Below are 19,343 nucleotides of genomic sequence, written 5' to 3' on the forward strand. Positions count from 1 at the left end.
ATATGGCATTACAGAACGATTTCATTCAGTCGGTTCCCACGAACCTGTACATCAATGGTCAATTTGTCGCGGCCACAGGCGGCGCTCGATTTGACGTCATTAACCCCGCCACTGAAGACGTGCTGGCGTCCGTCGCCTCCGCCGATGTCGCAGATGCCGATGCGGCGCTGAACGCGGCGGAAAAAGCGATGGCCGATTGGGCTGCACGAACCCCGCGCGAGCGTTCAGAAGTGCTCAGAAAAGCCTGGGAATTGATGGATGCCCGACTGGAAGAATTTGCCCATTTGATCACCCTGGAAAATGGCAAAGGTAAAACCGACGCCATGGGCGAAGCGCGTTATGCCGCCGAGTTCTTTCGCTGGTTCGCCGAAGAAGCGGTGCGTGCCGACGGGCTCATCACCCACGCACCGGCTTCCGGTGCCCGCATCATCGTGCAGCATAAGCCCGCCGGTTTAGCGGTGCTCGTAACGCCATGGAACTACCCGGCGGCCATGGGAACACGTAAGATTGCACCGGCGTTGGCGGCGGGCTGCGGCGTCATCATCAAACCAGCCGCAGAAACCCCACTGACCATGCTAGCGCTGATGCCGCTATTGGAGGAAGCGGGCGTACCGGCCGGTCTGGTTAATGTGTTGCCCACGCATCGTCCAGCTGAGGTGGTCGATCACATGTTGCACGACCCGCGCGTGCGTGTGGTGTCCTTTACCGGCTCTACCGCCGTTGGTCGCAAACTGCTGAAAGCCGCCGCGGATCAGGTGCTCACGCCAGCCATGGAACTCGGCGGCAACGCTCCCGTGATCGTATTTGAAGATGCCAACATGGACACCGCCTTGGAAGGCGTGATGCTGGCCAAGATGCGTAACCTAGGTGAAGCCTGCACCGCAGCTAACCGCGTATACGTGCACGAAGACATCGTCGATGAATTCACCCGGCGACTGACGCAAAAAATGTCGGCCCTGAAAATCGGCAACGGTATAGATCCCAGCGTCGATGTCGGTGCGTTGGTCAATTTAAGTACGCTTGAGAAAGTCGAGGGCTTCGTAGAGGACGCCATTGCTAAAGGCGCTAAACTGGAATGCGGCGGGCAGCGTTTGCCCGGCAAAGGGTTCTTTTACCCGCCGACCGTCCTGTCGAATGTCTCAGCCGATGCCGCCTGTGTGCATGACGAAATTTTTGGGCCCGTGGTCGCCATCCAGACCTTCAACGATCAAGAAGATGTGATTCGCCGGGCGAACGACACAGAATACGGCTTAGTGGCTTATGTGTTCTCGTCGGACATGAAACGTGCCTTACAGGTCTGCGAACGCATGGATTACGGCATGGTTGGCCTAAACCGTGGTTTGGTGAGTGACCCCGCCGCACCCTTTGGCGGCAGCAAACAGTCGGGTCTGGGCCGCGAAGGTGGCCACGATGGCATGCTGGAGTTTATGGAAACACAATACATTTCAGCCACGTGGTAACTGAGAGGATTTTTGTATGCAAAACGTAGTGGCATCACCCAGCGTTCGCGCCAAGGCACGACGAATGTCGATTGATCTTCATGTTCTGGCGGATCGCCTTGGCCGAACCCAGCTTACGATGGATGATCTCAACCCTCAGGAAACCGTGGAGCAGCCTGTGCAAAATTACCGCCAATATTGGGACATCGATCACCAACAGTTCGGTTCGGTGGAAGCTGTGAAGACCAGCAAATTTGACCGCGTAGCAGCGGCGAATTTAACCGCGGCCAACGCCGTCATTCCGCAAGTGACGCACCACGATGAGGTGGATGTCAGTCATGTTGAGCGCTTGCGCGCCCAGTTCAAACAGGAAGCATCCGTGCGCGGTGTAAAACTGAACACGCTACCCTTCTTCGTTAAAGCGTTAGCGGTGGCACTGAAGAAATACCCCAAGTTTAATGCTTCCCTGAGCGCCGATGGTACAACGCTGTACCTGAAAGACGCCGTGCATATTGGTATTGCAGTGGATACTGAATTTGGTCTGATGGTGCCCGTGATTCGCCACGCGGATCAAAAAGGCCTATGGCAACTGGCGGCTGAAATCGTCGATCTCGCCACACGTGCAAAGGCCCGCAAATTGGGGCCGGATGAGATGGGTGGCGCGTCCATGACGATCACCAACCTCGGTGGCATCGGCGGTACGGCGTTCAGCCCCATCGTGAACCCTCCCGAAGTCGCCATCTTGGGTATCACGCGCATGCAACAGCGGCCGGTATGGAATGGTGAATCGTTCGTCGCCACACCCATGGTGCCACTGGATCTCAGCTATGATCATCGAGTAATTAACGGTGCATTAGCGGCTCGTTTCCTCAGTGAGTATGCCCGCAGCCTTGCGGACTTGCGTCTCTTAATGGTCTGATACTTGGCGCAAACCAATATGAACGAAACACCCTCGCCAAAGGAATGGCGTTGCCATGCCCCTATCATCAAAACCGCAACACTCTGCCCGCCGAACCGGACCGTCACCGAACCTTCATATTTCTTCAGCTATCATCCTTCTTGAATTCACACAACTGAACTAGGTTTAGTTTGTCGATCTTTGTGCTGACCGTGGCTAACTGACAACCGTACCTAGGCCCATCGTCTTTGCATGAGGTTAGATAATCTACCTGCACGCTTCTTCTGTTCGATATTGAGGTCATTACCATGCGTCATTGGTCCCTGAGAAAAAAGCTAACCCTTGTATCGCCAGTGGCATTTTCATTGCCTTGATGATGGTGATTGTTATTGGCCAGCAAACCATGCAACGAAATGGCGACCTAGCCGTTGCTGAGGCAGCACAATCTTTGTCGGTGCTGGTTGAGCAAAACTTGCTGGACACTACGCAATTGTTGTCGGAGGAAGTCGCTACCTTTCTCGACCGCAGTTTTGATGCGTCCCGCACCCTCAGTACAATTTTTACCTCTACCGCCATTGGCAACGCGGAAGGGCGTACCCCCTTTCAGCGCAACACAGTATTGAGCCTGGTCGGCGATACCTTGGCCGCCAATCCTCGGCTGGGTTCGGTCTATGCACATTTCGAACCCAACGGATATGATGGCAATGACTCACAGTTTCTCTCTGGCAGCCCTGACCATTCATCTGATGTTGGCACATTAGAAATTTATTGGGTCCGGGACGGCGACGATCTGGTTTACTACCGTACCGATGAGACCGATTTTAAGTACTTGGATGAGGTAGACGAATTTGGACTACGTGAAGCGGAATGGTATCTGTGCAGCCGGGATAGCTTGCGCGCGTGCATCATGGAGCCCTACTTGTATGAAATTGAACCTGGTTATGAAGTTCTCTTAACGTCGTTGGTTTACCCCATCGTCATCAATGGAGTGTTTCGTGGCGTTGCCGGGGTAGATATCAATATGCCCGACGTGCAAGAACAGTTTATGGCCCAGCAAGCCAGTCTTTTTGACGGTGCAGCGGACATTCATTTATTGAGCGAATTAGGGCTTCTGGTAGCCAGCTCGCGCCACCCTGATCAACTCGGTGAACTGGCAAGTCGCGTTAATCCTGAACTGCAAAACGGCTTGCAGGCCATAGAGGGTTCTGTAGGCGAATACAACGACCGCATACTCGTGCGGGCAGAGGTTCCTATCGCCGATGTTGAGGATACGTGGACCGTCGTTATCTCGATTCCCCGAACGGTGGCCTTTGCCGCCAGCAGTGACCTGCAAACCACGTTAATCAACGGGTACCAAACCACGGCAACGACCATGGTGATCTCTGGGGTTGTACTTCTGGTCATCGCCATTGCTCTGATCAGTCTTTGGTTGCGTCATGCAACCGAACCCATGGTTGCCATGCGCTCGCTCTTTGAAGAACTCGCCAGTGCGGATGGCGACCTGACCAAAGAACTGCACATCGACCAACACGCGGAACTGATCGGCATTGCGCAAGGGTTCAACCTGTTCACCCAAAAATTGCGTTCCATGATCACCGAACTCAAATCTTCGGCGGAAGAACTGCGGGCACAAAGCGGCATTTTGGTAAACACCTCACGCGACACGGCTTCCGCCACCAACGCGCAACAGGAAGAAATGCAGAACGTGGCGTCGGCCATGAACGAAATGTCCGCCACCGCCAACGAAGTCGCTCGGCTCGCCAGCGGCACTGCAAGCGATGCGGAGCAATCAAACCAAGCCTTAAAACAGGCACAAACGGCGTTCCAAAGTACGGTTGAAGAAGTCCGTTCTGTGGCCGCAGAAATGAACAGCGCCAGTGAGCGCATTGGTCGGGTAGCACACAGCTCACAAAACATCACCAAGATCATTGAAGTGATCCAAAGTATTGCCGAGCAAACCAATTTATTAGCGCTCAATGCCGCTATTGAAGCCGCGCGCGCCGGGGAACAAGGGCGCGGTTTTGCGGTGGTGGCCGATGAGGTACGCAATCTGGCCGCGCGTACCCAGTCGTCGACCCAAGAAATCACTGCGTTGATTGATTCGCTACAAGTCGACGTGGATGCCTCGGTGACACAAATCAGCACCAGCACGGAACGGGTAACAACCGCCGTGAACAGTGCAGATGATGCCTATCAGCAAATGGAGCAGGTCGCTGCGAGCATTTCCTCTATCACAGATAATTCAGCGCAGGTGGCTACAGCGGCAGAAGAACAAAACCAGGTAAATGAAGTGATCAACCGGAACATCACCGCCATTGAAGAAGCCAGTGCCCAATTAGCGACCCTGGCCAGCGATGTGAAAGGCGTCAGCGATACAATGCAAGGTATCACTGACAGCCTCGATCAACAGCTTGGGCAATTGAAGGTGTAAATCTGGAACCTCCGTTAACTTTGGATGTTAACGGCCAAACGGCGGCATTCCACCCGGTGGAAAGCCGCCACCACCCGCACCGCCGCCGGGGAACATGCCCGACATGCCGCGCATCATTTTCTGCATGCCGCCTTTCTGGCCAACTTTTTTCATCATTTTTTGCATTTGCTTGTGCTGCTTTAACAAGCGGTTAACATCTTGAATCTGGGTACCAGAACCCAAGGCAATACGCCGTTTACGTGACCCATTGATTTTATCGGGGAAGCGACGCTCCAGCACGGTCATGGAGTTAATGATGGCTTCCATTTGCCCGAACATCTTGTCATTGACCTGCTTGGTCGCCACTTCTTTCATCTGGCCCATGCCGGGAAGTTTATCCAGTAAACCGGCCATCCCCCCCATGTTATTCATCTGCTGCAGCTGATCACGGAAATCCTCCAGATCAAAACCTTTGCCTTTTTTAATTTTCTGCGCCAGTTTGTCGGCTTTGGCTTTATCAACTTTGCGTTCAACTTCTTCGATCAGCGACAACATGTCGCCCATATCGAGAATACGAGACGCTAAACGATCCGGGTGAAACGGCTCCAATGCATCGGTTTTTTCACCCACACCCAAAAACTTAATCGGCTTACCGGTGATCTGGCGAACAGATAAGGCTGCACCACCACGTGCATCGCCGTCAGTCTTGGTCAGAATCACACCGGTTAACGGCAAGGTCTCGTTAAACGCTTTTGCCGTATTGGCGGCATCCTGCCCTGTCATGGCGTCGACCACGAACAGCGTTTCCGCGGGCTGTGCAATGCGATGCAGTTCTGCAATTTCGGCCATCATGTCTTGGTCAATCGCCAGACGACCAGCGGTATCAATCAGCAATACATCGACATACTGTTTGCGGGCGATATCAATAGCGTTCTTGACGATCTGCGCGGGCTTATCCGTTATTTGCGAAGGAATAAACTGGGCCCCGACTTGCCCGGCCAGCGTTTCCAACTGACCAATAGCAGCAGGACGATAAACATCCGCACTGACCACAGCAACTTTCTTCTTTTCGCGCTCGGTCAAATAACGCGCCAGCTTGGCAACGGAAGTGGTTTTACCCGCACCTTGTAAACCGGCCATTAGGACGACCGCAGGCGGTTGGACATTTAACGCCAAGGCTTCATTGGCATCGCCCATGATGTGCACCAATTCTTGATGCACGATCTTCAAAAATGCTTGTCCGGGATTCAAGGCGCGCGACACTTCCGAACCTAGCGCCTTTTCACGCACTTGATCAACAAAAGCCTTCACCACCGGCAAGGCGACGTCCGCTTCTAGCAGCGCCATACGCACATCACGCAATGTATCTTTGATGTTGTCTTCGGTGAGCTTTGCTTGCCCTGTTATTTTGCGCAACGAGGCATTTAAACGATCTGTTAGGTTACCGAACATGCTTTTTCCAAGAATCACCCAATAATGTCGGGCAAGTATACTGGTCGTAACCGCCAGGTTCCACAGTAGCAGTGCGTCATCGACCGACAAAAGGGGATCAAATTTTTTTGCAACTGAGGTATGCTTGCAGCCTTGTCATGATTCGTCGGTGTATCGACGACCGTACCCAGAGGTTATTTGTGTTCGCGCTGTCCGCTGCTCTACTTTATTCCCTTGCTGCTTGGATGCAATGGCGTCCACAGCAGAATATGGATCCTACCTGGCGAGTGCGCGGGCTTATTTTGCTGGCCGTAGTTTTTCACACCTGGGGCTTAAAGCAATCCATGTGGCTGGATTCCGGCCTTGATCTCGGGGTGTTCAAGGCGCTGTCTACCGTTGGCTTAGTCGTTGCCATCATGCTGTTGTTGGCACAATTAAAATCGTATTCCGTTCAACTCGGACAATGGCTACTGCCGTTTGCGGCCATTTCCGTCTTGGCTGGCGCCTTTATTGCCAGCCCTTACCCAATTCGTGATTTTTCGTTCGGTATTACGCTGCACATTCTGTTCTCTTTGCTCGCTCTAGCCATGTTTACGCTCACCATGGCCTATACCCTGCTGCTGAGGGCCCATGAGCGCGCGCTGAAGCATCACCATTTTTCCGCTCTGACGAAAAGATTACCGCCACTCGATACCATGGAGCGCACGCAATTCAAACTCGCCTGGGTAGGCTTCATATTGCTGACCCTTGCGATGGTGATCGGCTTCTTGCTGGTTGAGAATTATTTTGCCCAGCACCTCATTCATAAAACATCGCTGACGATTTTGGCTTGGGCGTTTTTTGCCGTTCTCTTTGTCGGCCATTATCGGGCGGGCTGGCGAGCGGTAATGACTTTACGTTGGTATATGGCCGCCTATGGCCTTTTATTGGTTGCATTTTTTGGCTCTAAATTTGTGCTGGAAGTTCTTCTTCAGCGCACGAGCTGATCCACATGACGGAAAATCCCACCCCATCCACGATGCATTTGCTTGACTTTTTTGACCTCGAGCCGTAAAAACCGATTGTGTTCTTAATACAGGATTAACATTTCTTTGAACGATGTGCCCATAGGGATTTTGTTTATTGCCCTCGCAGTTTTACTGGCCATTTCGGCGTTTTTTTCCAGCTCCGAAACCGGCATGATGTCATTAAACAGATATCGACTTAATCATCGTGCAGATGCCGGTGATTCTGGTGCAGTGAGAGTCCGGCGCTTGCTCGGGATGCCTGAGCGCTTGATCGGTGTCATTTTGATTGGCAACAACTTGGTGAATATTGCGGCCAGCTCCATTGCGACGATCATTGCCATTCGGCTCTATCCAACCCATCCAGACCTCGCCATTGCCACCGCAACGGCAACTTTGACACTGGTCATTCTCATTTTCTCGGAAGTCACACCAAAAACGCTGGCGCAGAAATTCCCTGAGCGCATCGCCTATCCTGCATCCCTGGTGCTGATACCCCTGTTGTATATTCTTTACCCCGTTGTGGTCATGGTGAACTGGACGTCGCGGTTGATCATGAAGATCTTTCGTATTCCTTTTGATGGTGGTGATCACCATGCATTGAACTCGGAAGAATTGCGCACCATGCTGATTCAGTCGGGCGGTGCTATTGCTGCCAATCGGCAAAGCATGTTGCTGGGTATTTTGGATCTGGACAATGTGACCGTGGAAGACATCATGGTTCCCCGCAATGAGTTGTCCGGGATCAATCTGGACGATTCCTTGGAAGATATACGAGCACAATTAAACGAAACCCCCTACACACGCCTGCCGGTGTACAAAGGCGATCTGGAAAAAGTCGTCGGTATTTTACATATTCGAGATGCGGCAGACTTCCTAGCCAGTGATAAACCTTCTCTGGTTATGCTGTCGCGGAAGGTAAAAGACCCGTATTTCGTCCCAGAGACCACACCACTGCAAACTCAAATGATTAACTTCCAGCGCTTAAAGTTGCGTATGGGTTTGGTGGTGGATGAGTACGGTGATGTCCAAGGCTTGGTGACTCTCGATGACATACTGGAAGAGATCGTCGGTGAATTTACCACCGATGAGGCTGACAACACCAAAGACATCCATCCGCAACGTGATGGCAGTTATGTTATTGACGGCACCGCGAGCGTACGTGAGATCAACAAAACGCTCGACTGGTCATTGCCCACGGACGGTGCCAAAACCCTTTCAGGTTTAATCATTGAACAACTGGAAGACATTCCCGATGCCAACACGAGCTTGCGTATTGGCGAGTATCGGGTAGAGATTCTGCAGGTCAACAACAATACGATCACTGCGGCACGTATTTCGCACCATAATCCTTGATCCAGATCATGGAGCCATAGAACTTCTTTTGCAGGTGCCTCAGCGCCTGCCTATAATCGGCGAACGTCACAATAACAATAGCACTGCCGGAGTGTAGCACTATGATTTTGAACCACCTTCTAGGACTGTTTACGCGCCCTGATCAAGAATGGGAAGCTATCCGCCAAGAACCCAATACGGTACAACGCCACTTCCTGACCCACATTCCGTTCATTGCGGCCCTGCCTGCATTGGCGGCTTACTGGGGCGTCACTCAAGTGGGTTGGTCATTCGGTGAGCGTGGGATCATTGAAGCATTAACGCCAGCGAGTGCCTTGCAACTCTGCGCTCTATTTTATATTGCCACGGTACTTGCAGTGTTTATATTGGGCAAGTTTATCGATTTCCTGTCTATAACCTATCAAGACGAAGACCCAACGGATCGCGGCGTAGCCCTAGCAACCTACACCTCAATACCCTTGTTTTTAGCGGGTGTATCCGCTGCATACCCTAATCTTTGGTTCATGATGATCGTCGCCTTACTAGGTCTGGCTTATGCTGTTTACCTGCTGTATGAAGGCACGCCCATTCTCATGAAGATTCCCGAGGGCCGCGGCTTTATGTTTGCTTCGTCCATCGTGACCATCGGATTGGTGATGTTTGTCAGCATGATGGCGGTAACCGTGATTTTTTGGTCCATCGGTGTAGGGCCGGAATATACGACGTTGAACTGATGCTAAATATTCGCTTCGCTCACCCGCCGGGCCGACTTTTCGTTGTTCTGGCAAGTCAGTGAGCGCTTGGCGAATAATGTTAACGCCACTAAGGAGGCGCCTTAGTTTTTAACCTCTCCGCCGACCAATGTTGTATTCCCGCAACTTATTGGCCACCGCCGTATGCGACAAGCCCAAGCGCTTACCGAGCTGACGTGAGCTGGGAAAAGACGGATACAGCGCCCGTAACAATTTAGCTTCAAATTCCTTCACCGAACTTTCCAAGCTGCCTTCAAACTCAGATACCTGTACCGACATGGCCGAGGCGGTTTCAGGTATGTCCAAATGGCGGGGTTCAATAATGTCCTCCTCCACCATGGAAACGGCACGATAGAGTGCATTTTCTAGCTGCCGTACATTGCCTGGCCAATTCTGCTGCTTCAACAGATTCAGGGTTTCGTCACTCATGGTGACAAAGCGCCGACTAGTCTCCGCGATGCGCTGCACAAAGTGACGTGCCAGTGGAATAATGTCGGCCCGACGATCACGCAGGGGAGGCAGGCTGAGGGTAAGAACGTTTATTCGATAATAGAGATCCCGTCGCAATATGCCTTGATCCACCAGTACGGCTAAATCCTTCTGGGTTGAACAAATGATCCGTACATCCACCGACTGTTCTTCTTCCGCACCGACTTTGCGAAAGCTACCCTCTTGTAACACACGCAGCAGTTTGGCTTGAATGCTTAATGGGAGATCACCCACTTCATCGAGAAATAAGGTGCCCCCGTTATATTTCTCGAAAATACCTTCATGGGCAGCAACGCCGGGAATGGCCCCTTCACATACCCCAAACAACTCCGTTTCCGCAGCCTCCGGTGGCATAGAGGCGCAATTGATTACGGCATAGGCCTTATCGCGGCGCAAACTGAAATTGTGGCACGCACGGGCCATTAAATCCTTGCCCGTGCCGGTTTCACCTGTAATCAACACGGGTGCATCCAATACGGCCATGCGCCGAGCCTGCCGAATAAGCTCACGCATGGACTTACTTTCGGCCACCATGGCTGAAAATTCGCTCTGGGTCTGACTGTAGGTTTGCATCTGCCGGCCAAGCCGTGTCGGCGATTTCAGCGTAATCACCGCGCCCGCAAACTTTTGCTCTCCCTGATCATCGGGAATGTACACCGGGTAAATATCTGCCAAAAAAGCTTGTTTGGCGATTTGCACAAACGCACTCTCATGGTCATGCTGTTCATCACGCAGCCACTTGTTCAAATTGAATCCACGCAGATGCTTGCGCAGGTTTTCCCCGCGCAATTCGGCGGGATCTATCTGCAACACGGCACCAGCAGCGCGATTGGCGATCTGAATACGTCCGTTGACATCCATACTGATCACTGGCTCGGGCAAGGTGGTGAGCAACACCTTTAACTCTTCTTTCTCGCGCTCCATGGGCATGAAGGAAACCGTACTGACATCATGCACGCCCTCGATATGCCGTAATTGAGGCATGATTTGCTGAAATTGATCGAACGCTAAGGTCGGAATTGAAAGGAATATCTCACCTTCAAGATGGGTTTCGATACCCCGTAAATTGATGTTGTTTTGCACGAGACGATTCAAGACTTCTTGGGCAATACCAAGACGGTTTTCACAGTGTATATGTATGCGCATAGGGCTCTAGTCGTATTGTTCATTATTATGTAAAACATTATTTACAATGAACGCTTCAGACTCAACCCTTTTTGGCAAAAGATGTTTACTCTTACTGGTAAAGTTAAGCTTTGGGCAGCGTCAGACGCTTTCAACCGTGCGCCACAGTTGTGCGCTCAAGTCATCGGGCTTCGACCATTCGCCAGCCAGCAACCATTCGACCACCGCCGCCGCCACATCGGGATAAGACACCTGTACGACTGGCGCCGTGCTCAACCATTCCGCAATTCGTTCCATTGATAGATGATCCATCGCTGTACCGTAACCCAGCTGTTTCAAAGCCAAAGCATTGGAAGCCTGCTCCATTTGGCCATGTACCGGTTTGACCAAAATGCGCTTACCCAGATGCAACGCCTCACTGGCCAATTCAAACCCGGCGTTACAGATGACAGATTCACACTGCCGCAAACACTGTTGAAAATTGTCTCGTCCAAACGGGTGTATATGGATATGACCGTATTGACCGGGCTCTTTGGCGTCCGTGAATACATCAAACAGGTAATTCTCCAAGGGCTCTATTAAAGCTAGAACCTGAGCTAGGTCCTCAAACGGCAAATACACCAGAACGCGATCAGGATCGGCACTTTCTGGTGCATCGGCTACGTGAATTAACGGTGGCAAAATGGGAGCACCAAAGTGATGCCAATGCGCACCAAAGGATATGGAAGCAGGCGCAAACCACCGCATCACCTGACGAGCAAGCCAAGAATCCTGTGCCTTGGGAATTGGAAAACGAAACGCGTACTGATGCCCCAACCCAATACATGGCTTGCCAGCCCACCGTGCAGCCCAAGCCGTGATCGGCTCAAAATCGGTAATCACGATATCATAATCTTGAACGTTCAGGGTTCGCATGTCCTTCCATAGTGTCCTGAGATCGGCCTGCCAAAACGTCTTGAAATAGTCGATTCGGCCAGACTCTACGGTGAACGTAAGGCCTTTACGTACCGTAAATTCACCAAAGGCTTCCATATCAAAAAGTTTTTCAGCCGGGCGGCCTGAGAAAATATAGTCTACCGAGATGCCCCGAGCAGCCAAGGCTTCTTCCATGACGCGTGCCCGCGTAATATGTCCATTGCCCGTTGCCTGAACGCCGTAAAGAATTTTCATAGACCGACGTACCCCATTGCCCAAAGCGCCACACTGGCACCCATGAAGGCACCCACCACCGTATCGGTTGGAAAATGCACACCGAGAAAGATACGAGAAAGCCCAACCGAGGCCGCCCAAAGCCACCAAAGCAAAGCGACCGCTGGGAACAATGCTACTAAAAAAGTAGCGAACAAGAAGGCACAGGAAGTATGACCGGATGGAAAACTGAATTGATCGGACGGACGAATGAAACTGTGAAAATTGATCAACGCATCCTGCGGACGATTGCGCTTGCAGACCCGCTTGACCAACAAGTAAATAACCCGCTCAACCACAAAGGCCAGTGCCATCGCCTGCAGCCAACGCTCATCAAAGGCATCATGCAGTGCGTATAAGAGCAATGCCATCAGCGCGTACAACGGGCCATCGGCGGTCGCTGATACATAACGCCCGACCTGCGTTAAGTGCTCGCGGCGCTTGCGGTTCATACACCAAGAAAAGGCGAGAACATCAAATTGGTGGATACTGGCAAACAGTTGTCGAGTCATCGTCATGCCTCCTCAGCATTGGATGACCTTACTATCTCGATATTTGATGACGCGAATATGGCGGAAACATGAATGAATAGTGACAATCAGGCCGGGTTTTGACCGGCTAACTTGGGGTAGCCGGCTTAAATGTGCTGGTTTGAAAGGTTTTTTGTAACCGTATTACTCGATCCTTCAATTGGGCAGCGCTGTAAGCACGCGGCGCAACGCGGCCCCAAACGGGATCTGGCCATGCCGGGTCAGAATGCTTGCGCACAACATGGTGGATATGCAGTTGTTTCACGACATTACCCAAAGCAGCAACATTCATTTTGTCGGCTTGAAATTCTTTCGCTAGCCCACTGGCAACGAAGGACGATTCCCAAATCAATTGCTCTTGGTCATCGGTATCCAATTGATACATTTCAGAGATACCCTCACGTTTAGGTACCAACACAATCCATGGATAATTCGCGTCCTTCATCAACAGCACGCGACACAACATCAAATCGCCCACCCATACACAGTCGTTTTGTAATCGGTGGTCCAGCTCGAAACCCCCGGCTTGGTTTTTCGTCATTGGAAATCATCACCCCGTTCAATATCATGCATGCTGTCGCTTTCAGAAACGACAAGTCTGGCTCGGGATTATAGCCGTATTCGCCAAAGGACGACAGACGCCACTAACCGACGACATATTATGAATTGGAACCTAAAACCTAGCGACTGGATCTTTCCTAGCGCCTCGGAAGCCAACCCTTTTTCTACCGCGACCTTTTTGAACATCCTGCAAGCATCGGGCAGTACGGTGGCAGAAACCGGCTGGGAGGCACTGCACGCAAGCCATAGAGATGGCCTCATCATGCCGTTGTATCGCAAGAACCACTCCTACGGCGAATACGTTTTCGACTGGAGCTGGGCCAATGCTTATGCTCAACATGGGCTCGACTACTATCCAAAATTGGTTTCTGCTATACCCTACACACCTTCAGTAGGCCCTAGGGTATTAGGCAATTGGCAGCGCCAACATCTAGAAGAATGGGCAACTCAGTTACCTGAGTTGTGCCTCCAGACCGGCAGCAGTGGCTGGCACCTACTTTTTCCTGAAGCGGATTTGTTGGCGGCGTTTGATCCGGCTCAATTCATCGTCCGCCAGGACTGCCAATTTCACTGGCACAACCGAGGCTACCGCGATTTCCAAGACTTTCTCGATGTCATGACGGCCCGTCGTCGAAAAACCGTGCGCAAAGAGCGCCAAAAAGTCATCGATCAAGGCATAACAATGCGCATGGTCGAGGGCAATGATCTGACCGTGGAAGAGTTACGTCAGTTCTATCTGTTTTACCACACGACCTATCTCAAAAGAGGTCGCACGGGCTACCTCACTGAGGATTTCTTTGTCCAGTTGCATCAGCGCATGGCAGCACAGACCGTTTTTGCCTTAGCCTATCGGGGCAAGAATCTGCTGGGTGGCGCCCTGTTCTTTAAGAGCGCCGAAAGGTTGTACGGGCGCTATTGGGGTGCCATCGAAGACATTGACTGCCTGCACTTTGAGACTTGCTATTATCAAGGCATAGAATACGCCATTGCTCACGGGTTGCAGGTGTTTGACCCTGGCACGCAAGGCGAACATAAGATCCCGCGCGGATTTGAACCTATTTCGACCTACAGTGTCCATTGGCTGGCACAGCGCGACTTTCATGCCGCCATCGCGCACCATGTTCGCCAGGAACGTACACAGGTCGAACGTTATATGGCAGAGGCCAAAACCCTGTTACCCTTCAAACAGTCAGAAAGCTAACGAAAAGAAGAGAACGCTATGCAGTACTTACATACCATGATTCGTGTCCGGGACTTGAATGCCGCCTTACGTTTTTTTTGTGACCAATTGGGATTGGTGGAAACGCGCCGGAAGGACCATGACCAAGGTCGTTTCACGCTGGTATTCTTGGCCACTGAACCCGGAGCGCCAGAAATCGAGTTAACGTACAACTGGGATCAACAGGAACCGTACAGCGAAGGGCGTAACTTTGGTCATTTGGCGTATGCGGTTGATGACATCTATGCAACCTGCCAAAAACTGTTGGATTCAGGTGTCGCTATTTTACGGCCGCCCCGCGACGGGCATATGGCGTTTGTGCGCTCGCCAGATCAGATTTCCGTCGAACTTTTGCAGAGAGGCGCTCCATTGCCGCCAGCGGAACCTTGGGCGTCCATGGCGAATCAAGGTACGTGGTAAAAATCAGCGAGCACAAAAAAAGGCCTTACGGCCTTTTTTTGTTTAAAAACCTATTGCCCTGCTACCCAAAAAATAATCGCCGCAGCTGTCACTAAAATCGTAACGGCAGCAACCAAAGAATCCGCTTGGCTATCGGTCAGTTTGCTTGGCTTGGCCATGATACAGTCCTTCACACTAAAAATTTACTTGGCGTGTATGATAGCGAGCCGTTTAAAGGCGTCAACCGTTTAAGCGGCGCTTAGTGAATTTATCACTATGACATATATAAATTTCGCATCTAAATATGAAATTTTAATCTTTTTTATTATAAGGACAGTCTGCTATCGTTCCGCATTATAATTTCAGCACCCCCTACGGAACGACCCATGTACGTATACAACGACTACGACCAACAACTGGTTGATGACCGCGTCGATCAATTCAGAGAGCAAACCCAGCGCTATCTGGCAGGCGAACTCAAAGACGAGGAATTCCTCCCGCTGCGTCTACAAAACGGCTTATACGTACAGCGCTATGCTCCCATGTTACGGGTTGCTATTCCTTACGGCATGCTGTCGTCCGCTCAATTACGCAAACTGGCCGACATTTCCGAGCAATATGATCGCGGCTACGGGCACTTCAGTACCCGTCAGAACATTCAGTTCAACTGGCCGAAGCTGGAAACCGTTCCGGACATTTTGGCCGAACTCGCCAGCGTGCAGATGCATGCCATCCAAACCAGTGGCAACTGTATCCGTAACACTACAACCGACCAATTTGCGGGCGTCCTAGCCGACGAAGTGGTAGACCCTCGTCCGTATTGTGAACTGATTCGGCAATGGTCGACGTTTCACCCTGAATTTGCCTTCTTGCCGAGGAAGTTCAAAATTGCCGTTAACAGCGCTGCGCATACCGACCGTGCCGCCATTCAAGTACACGACATTGGCGTGCAGATCATTCGCAACGCAAACCATGAGTTGGGCTATCGAATATATGTCGGTGGCGGCCTTGGTCGTACGCCTATGGTAGGGCAAGTGATCACCGAGTTTTTACCTGAAGAGCACCTATTGACGTATTTGGAAGCCATCGTTCGAGTGTATAACCAGCATGGACGGCGGGACAACAAGTACAAAGCACGGATTAAGATTCTGGTGAAGGCTTTGGGTATTGAAGCCTTCCGGACACGGGTTGAGCAAGAGTGGGTGCATTTGAAAAATGGTCCTAGCACACTGACCCAAGCGGAAATCGATCGTGTCGCTAAACATTTCAGTGCGCCAGACTATGCAGCTCTGCCCTCTGAATCCGCTGCCGTTGAAGCGTTAAAAGCTGACAGTAAACGTTTCCGCAACTGGGTTGAGCGCAATACGACAGCGCACAAAATAGCGGGATACACCGCTGTGACCTTGTCATTGAAGAAAACGGGCGTGGCGCCTGGTGACATTTACGCCAAGCAAATGCGTGCTGCCGCCGAGCTCGCCGACCAGTTCAGTTTTGGTGAACTCCGAGTCAGTCACTTTCAAAACCTCATTCTGGCAGATGTACGGCAGGAAGACCTCCCGGCGCTCTGGGAAGCTGCTAAAGCTCAAGGTTTTGCGACGCCAAATATTGGTACGCTCACCGATATTATTTGCTGTCCGGGCGGCGACTTTTGTGCCTTGGCCAATGCTAAGTCCATCCCCATTGCCGAACAAATTCAAGCACGCTTTGAAGACTTGGATTACTTGTATGATTTGGGTGATATCGAATTGAACATCTCAGGCTGCATGAACGCCTGTGGTCACCACCATGTCGGGCATATCGGCATATTGGGAGTGGACAAAAAAGGCGAAGAGTTTTATCAGATTTCGCTCGGTGGCGCCTCGAACCAGAACGCAGCCATTGGAAAAATCTTAGGCCCTTCTTTCAAAGCCGACGAAATGGCCGATGTGGTCGAAAAGATTATTGATGTCTTTGTTGAGCAACGCACCGAAGAAGAATTGTTTGTCGATACGGTGAACCGGTTAGGCATCACCCCATTTAAGGAGCGCGTATATGCCTAAGCTGATATTGGACGGACAAGCCGTTGAAGACTCTTTTCGTGTCTTGCGTGAAGACGACGCCATACCAGACACCGGTGACATTCTTTTATCTTGGTCTCGATGGTTAACAGACGGTATCGCCCGGCAAGAGAGCGGACAGAAGACCGGCGTTTGGTTAGCCAGTGACGAGTTAGTTGAAACATTGAACAACAGCATCTGCCAAGCAGACGTTGTGGCGATTGAATTTCCCAAGTTTGCCGATGGCCGTGGGTTCTCTACCGCCTATTTACTGCGCAGCCGTTTGGGCTATCAAGGCCAGTTAAGGGCAATCGGTGACATCCTGCTTGATCAGTTGTTTTATTTAAATCGTGTAGGCTTCAATGCTTTTGCCATTCCCGACGACAAAAGCCTGGAAAAGGGGTTAAGTTTACTCAATCCTATACGGGTAAAGTATCAAGCCTCTACCGACATCCCGAGCCCACTGTACCGCCAAACAGCGCTAGCCTAGCACTCCTAAGACAGGCGGGCATCCTCGGCCCGCCATTTCATGTTATAAATGCGACTGAAACCTACTGTCCGGTGATTATTAAACATGAATGACATGGTTCTTCAAGGCATTGTCTTTTTACTGGCTGCGGTAGTCGCCGCAACCCTATTCAAACGATTAGGTTTTGGCACCGCCGTTGGCTACTTGGTGTCTGGTATCTTGATTGGGCCTTCAGTTTTAGGTGTCTTTAACAGCGCCGAATCCGTCATGAATGTTGCTCAATTAGGTGTTGTACTTCTCTTATTTGTGATCGGCCTGGATACCAAGCTTTCCCGTTTGATGGCGCTACGGCGCGATATTCTGTTGGTCGGCAATGGGCAAGTTTGGCTGACGACGGCAGTGCTTGGCAGCATCGCTTATGCCCTTGGATTGTCGTTCTCCGCTGCGTTTATCGTTGGCTTTGCTTTTGCGCTCTCAGGTACTGCAATAGCCCTTCAACTACTGAACGAACGTGGTGATATGTCGCGCCCTTATGGACAAAAGAGCTTTGCTATATTGTTAACACAAGACGTCCTCACCGTACCCATGCTTGCCTTAATCCCACTGTTTTTAATCGGCTCCGGCGCGGCCAGTCGAACTGGGTCTGCATTTGGCGACACCCTTTTGGCCCTCAGCGTAGTTGCCGCCATTGTACTGATAGGGCGGTACTTGATTGATCCCATTTTCCGCTGGCTGGCAACAGCTGGCGCTCGAGAAGTCATGACGTCAGCAGCATTATTGGTGGTTGCTGGAGCAGCACTTTCAGCACAGTTTGCTGGGCTATCGATGGCATTGGGGGCATTTCTTGCCGGGGTGATGCTCGCGACATCGTCTTATCGACACCAATTGCAGGCCGACGTTGAACCATTCCGTGGTTTGTTGCTGGCGTTGTTCTTTATGAGCATCGGCATGTTAATTGATGTGCATGAGGTATGGAGCAACATCACTCTCATCATCGCCTTGCTGGCCCTTTATTTAACGGTAAAAGTAACCATTGCAGCAGTGATTGCTCGATATACCGGATCAACATGGCCTGATGCGTGGCGGGTAGGCTTGCTGTTATGCGCGGCGGGTGAATTTGCGTTTGTGCTTTTACCCTTAGTTGCGAGTGAAGGCCTTATTGGCCCTACACTGACCAACATACTTCTTGCCCTAGCTGCGTTATCTATGGCGATCACGCCACCTCTATCCGTGTGGATTGAATATAGAATCAAGAAGCGTGAGCAGAGACCTGAGACTCTGGACGAAGATTTCGCACACGCTAACGGCTCGGCATTGATTATTGGCTTTGGTCGGTTTGGTCAAATCGCTTCACAATTGCTTCTCGCAGAAGGCATAGATACAACACTGATCGACGCCAAGCCCGACCGCATTCGTGCCGCAGCACGTTTCGGGTTTAAAGTATATTACGGTCAGGGCATGAACCTCGATATGCTGCGCGCAGCGGGTGCCGAGCAGGCACAACTAGTTCTGGTTTGCGTCGATGACCCCGAAGAGTCGCTTAATATCTGTCGGATGATCCGCAGTGCCTTTCCTGACCTAAAATTACATGCGCGAGCTTATGATCGAGCCCACGCGATTGCTTTAACGAATGCCGGGGTGGACTACCAAATTCGAGAAACCTTTGAATCAGCCATCATTGCAGGACGAACGATGCTGGAAGCGTTAGGTGTGCCCTCAGAGCGTGCCCGGCAAACAGAAGATGACGTTAGGCACCGTGACCTTGAGCGACTGGAGTTGCAACGATTGCAGGGTATTGATGCGGGTCATGATTTCCTGCACAAAACAACATTACAACCGGAACCCCTAAAGCAGCCTGATCATCGAGCTAAATCGTTGAATGCAGAAACCGACGAAATTTTACACCGCGACCCAAGTTAGATTAGCGGCAATAAAAAACCCCGCCCTGAATCCAGGACGGGGTGTTTCATATTTAAGAGCTTGACGATGACCTACTCTCACATGGGGAGACCCCACACTACCATCGGCGATACCTCGTTTCACGTCTGAGTTCGGGAT

General features: G+C 51.4%; 16 protein-coding genes and 1 rRNA gene. 11 read left to right on the top strand and 6 right to left on the bottom strand.

Annotated features, from left to right (window positions below; all coding sequences use genetic code 11):
- Positions 1–2 precede the first annotated feature (2 nt).
- The 3 genes from ACFOSD_RS13340 (at position 3) to ACFOSD_RS13350 (ending at position 4,768) form a co-directional block, all read left to right on the top strand.
- Positions 3–1,460, top strand: coding sequence for an NAD-dependent succinate-semialdehyde dehydrogenase (locus tag ACFOSD_RS13340; protein ID WP_380698323.1), 1,458 nt, complete (start codon positions 3–5; stop codon positions 1,458–1,460).
- Positions 1,461–1,476: 16 nt separating this feature from the next.
- The gene (locus ACFOSD_RS13345; protein ID WP_380698321.1) at positions 1,477–2,358 is read left to right on the top strand and encodes a 2-oxo acid dehydrogenase subunit E2; all 882 of its coding nucleotides are present in this window, start codon (positions 1,477–1,479) and stop codon (positions 2,356–2,358) included.
- 295 nt (positions 2,359–2,653) lie between these two features.
- Complete coding sequence (locus ACFOSD_RS13350) at positions 2,654–4,768, top strand: methyl-accepting chemotaxis protein (RefSeq protein ID WP_380707638.1); 2,115 nt, start codon at positions 2,654–2,656, stop codon at positions 4,766–4,768.
- A 27-nt stretch (positions 4,769–4,795) separates the two neighbouring features.
- Here the strand turns inward: ACFOSD_RS13350 and ffh are convergent, their stop codons facing one another.
- Positions 4,796–6,199, bottom strand: a complete 1,404-nt coding sequence (gene ffh / locus ACFOSD_RS13355; protein WP_380698319.1) for a signal recognition particle protein — start codon at positions 6,197–6,199, stop codon at positions 4,796–4,798.
- Between the two features lie 137 nt (positions 6,200–6,336).
- Here ffh and ACFOSD_RS13360 point away from each other — a divergent pair, with 137 nt between their 5' ends.
- The 3 genes from ACFOSD_RS13360 (at position 6,337) to ACFOSD_RS13370 (ending at position 9,251) form a co-directional block, all read left to right on the top strand.
- Positions 6,337–7,164, top strand: a complete 828-nt coding sequence (locus ACFOSD_RS13360; protein WP_380698317.1) for a cytochrome C assembly family protein — start codon at positions 6,337–6,339, stop codon at positions 7,162–7,164.
- Between the two features lie 105 nt (positions 7,165–7,269).
- Positions 7,270–8,538: an HlyC/CorC family transporter gene (locus tag ACFOSD_RS13365; protein WP_380698315.1), complete on the top strand. Its 1,269-nt coding sequence runs from the start codon at positions 7,270–7,272 to the stop codon at positions 8,536–8,538.
- Positions 8,539–8,639: 101 nt separating this feature from the next.
- On the top strand, positions 8,640–9,251 hold the full coding sequence (locus ACFOSD_RS13370; RefSeq protein ID WP_380698313.1) for a Yip1 family protein: 612 nt from the start codon (positions 8,640–8,642) through the stop codon (positions 9,249–9,251).
- A 108-nt stretch (positions 9,252–9,359) separates the two neighbouring features.
- On the opposite strand, the gene tyrR is transcribed toward ACFOSD_RS13370, so the two are convergent.
- The 4 genes from tyrR to ACFOSD_RS13390 all read right to left on the bottom strand — a co-directional run bounded on the left by tyrR (position 9,360) and on the right by ACFOSD_RS13390 (position 13,142).
- Complete coding sequence (tyrR, locus tag ACFOSD_RS13375) at positions 9,360–10,904, bottom strand: transcriptional regulator TyrR (RefSeq protein WP_380698311.1); 1,545 nt, start codon at positions 10,902–10,904, stop codon at positions 9,360–9,362.
- A 120-nt stretch (positions 10,905–11,024) separates the two neighbouring features.
- Complete coding sequence (locus ACFOSD_RS13380; protein WP_380698309.1) at positions 11,025–12,053, bottom strand: MJ1255/VC2487 family glycosyltransferase; 1,029 nt, start codon at positions 12,051–12,053, stop codon at positions 11,025–11,027.
- A complete protein-coding gene (locus tag ACFOSD_RS13385; RefSeq protein ID WP_380698307.1) occupies positions 12,050–12,583 on the bottom strand; it encodes a phosphatase PAP2 family protein in 534 nt (177 codons plus the stop codon). Before ACFOSD_RS13385 ends, ACFOSD_RS13380 begins: the two co-directional genes overlap by 4 nt.
- A gap of 106 nt (positions 12,584–12,689) precedes the next feature.
- Entirely contained in the window at positions 12,690–13,142 is a 453-nt protein-coding gene (locus ACFOSD_RS13390) for an HIT domain-containing protein (protein WP_380698305.1), read from the bottom strand.
- A 120-nt stretch (positions 13,143–13,262) separates the two neighbouring features.
- Between ACFOSD_RS13390 and ACFOSD_RS13395 the strand changes: the two genes are divergently transcribed.
- From ACFOSD_RS13395 to ACFOSD_RS13415, 5 genes are all read left to right on the top strand, one after another.
- Positions 13,263–14,363, top strand: a complete 1,101-nt coding sequence (locus tag ACFOSD_RS13395) for a GNAT family N-acetyltransferase (RefSeq protein WP_380698303.1) — start codon at positions 13,263–13,265, stop codon at positions 14,361–14,363.
- Between the two features lie 18 nt (positions 14,364–14,381).
- Entirely contained in the window at positions 14,382–14,801 is a 420-nt protein-coding gene (locus tag ACFOSD_RS13400) for a VOC family protein (protein WP_380698301.1), read from the top strand.
- Between the two features lie 365 nt (positions 14,802–15,166).
- A complete protein-coding gene (locus ACFOSD_RS13405) occupies positions 15,167–16,819 on the top strand; it encodes a nitrite/sulfite reductase (RefSeq protein WP_380698299.1) in 1,653 nt (550 codons plus the stop codon).
- Positions 16,812–17,306 carry a DUF934 domain-containing protein gene (locus ACFOSD_RS13410; protein ID WP_380698297.1) on the top strand — a complete coding sequence of 165 codons (495 nt, stop codon included), beginning with the start codon at positions 16,812–16,814 and terminating at the stop codon, positions 17,304–17,306. The genes ACFOSD_RS13405 and ACFOSD_RS13410 overlap by 8 nt, the downstream gene beginning before the upstream one ends.
- Before the next feature lie 84 nt (positions 17,307–17,390).
- A complete protein-coding gene (locus ACFOSD_RS13415) occupies positions 17,391–19,205 on the top strand; it encodes a cation:proton antiporter domain-containing protein (RefSeq protein ID WP_380698295.1) in 1,815 nt (604 codons plus the stop codon).
- A 58-nt stretch (positions 19,206–19,263) separates the two neighbouring features.
- Here the strand turns inward: ACFOSD_RS13415 and rrf are convergent.
- Positions 19,264–19,343 (bottom strand): 5S ribosomal RNA (rrf, locus tag ACFOSD_RS15750); the annotation flags it as partial.

Source organism: Salinispirillum marinum, assembly GCF_042650105.1.
Classification (GTDB): Bacteria; Pseudomonadota; Gammaproteobacteria; order Pseudomonadales; family Natronospirillaceae; genus Salinispirillum; species Salinispirillum marinum.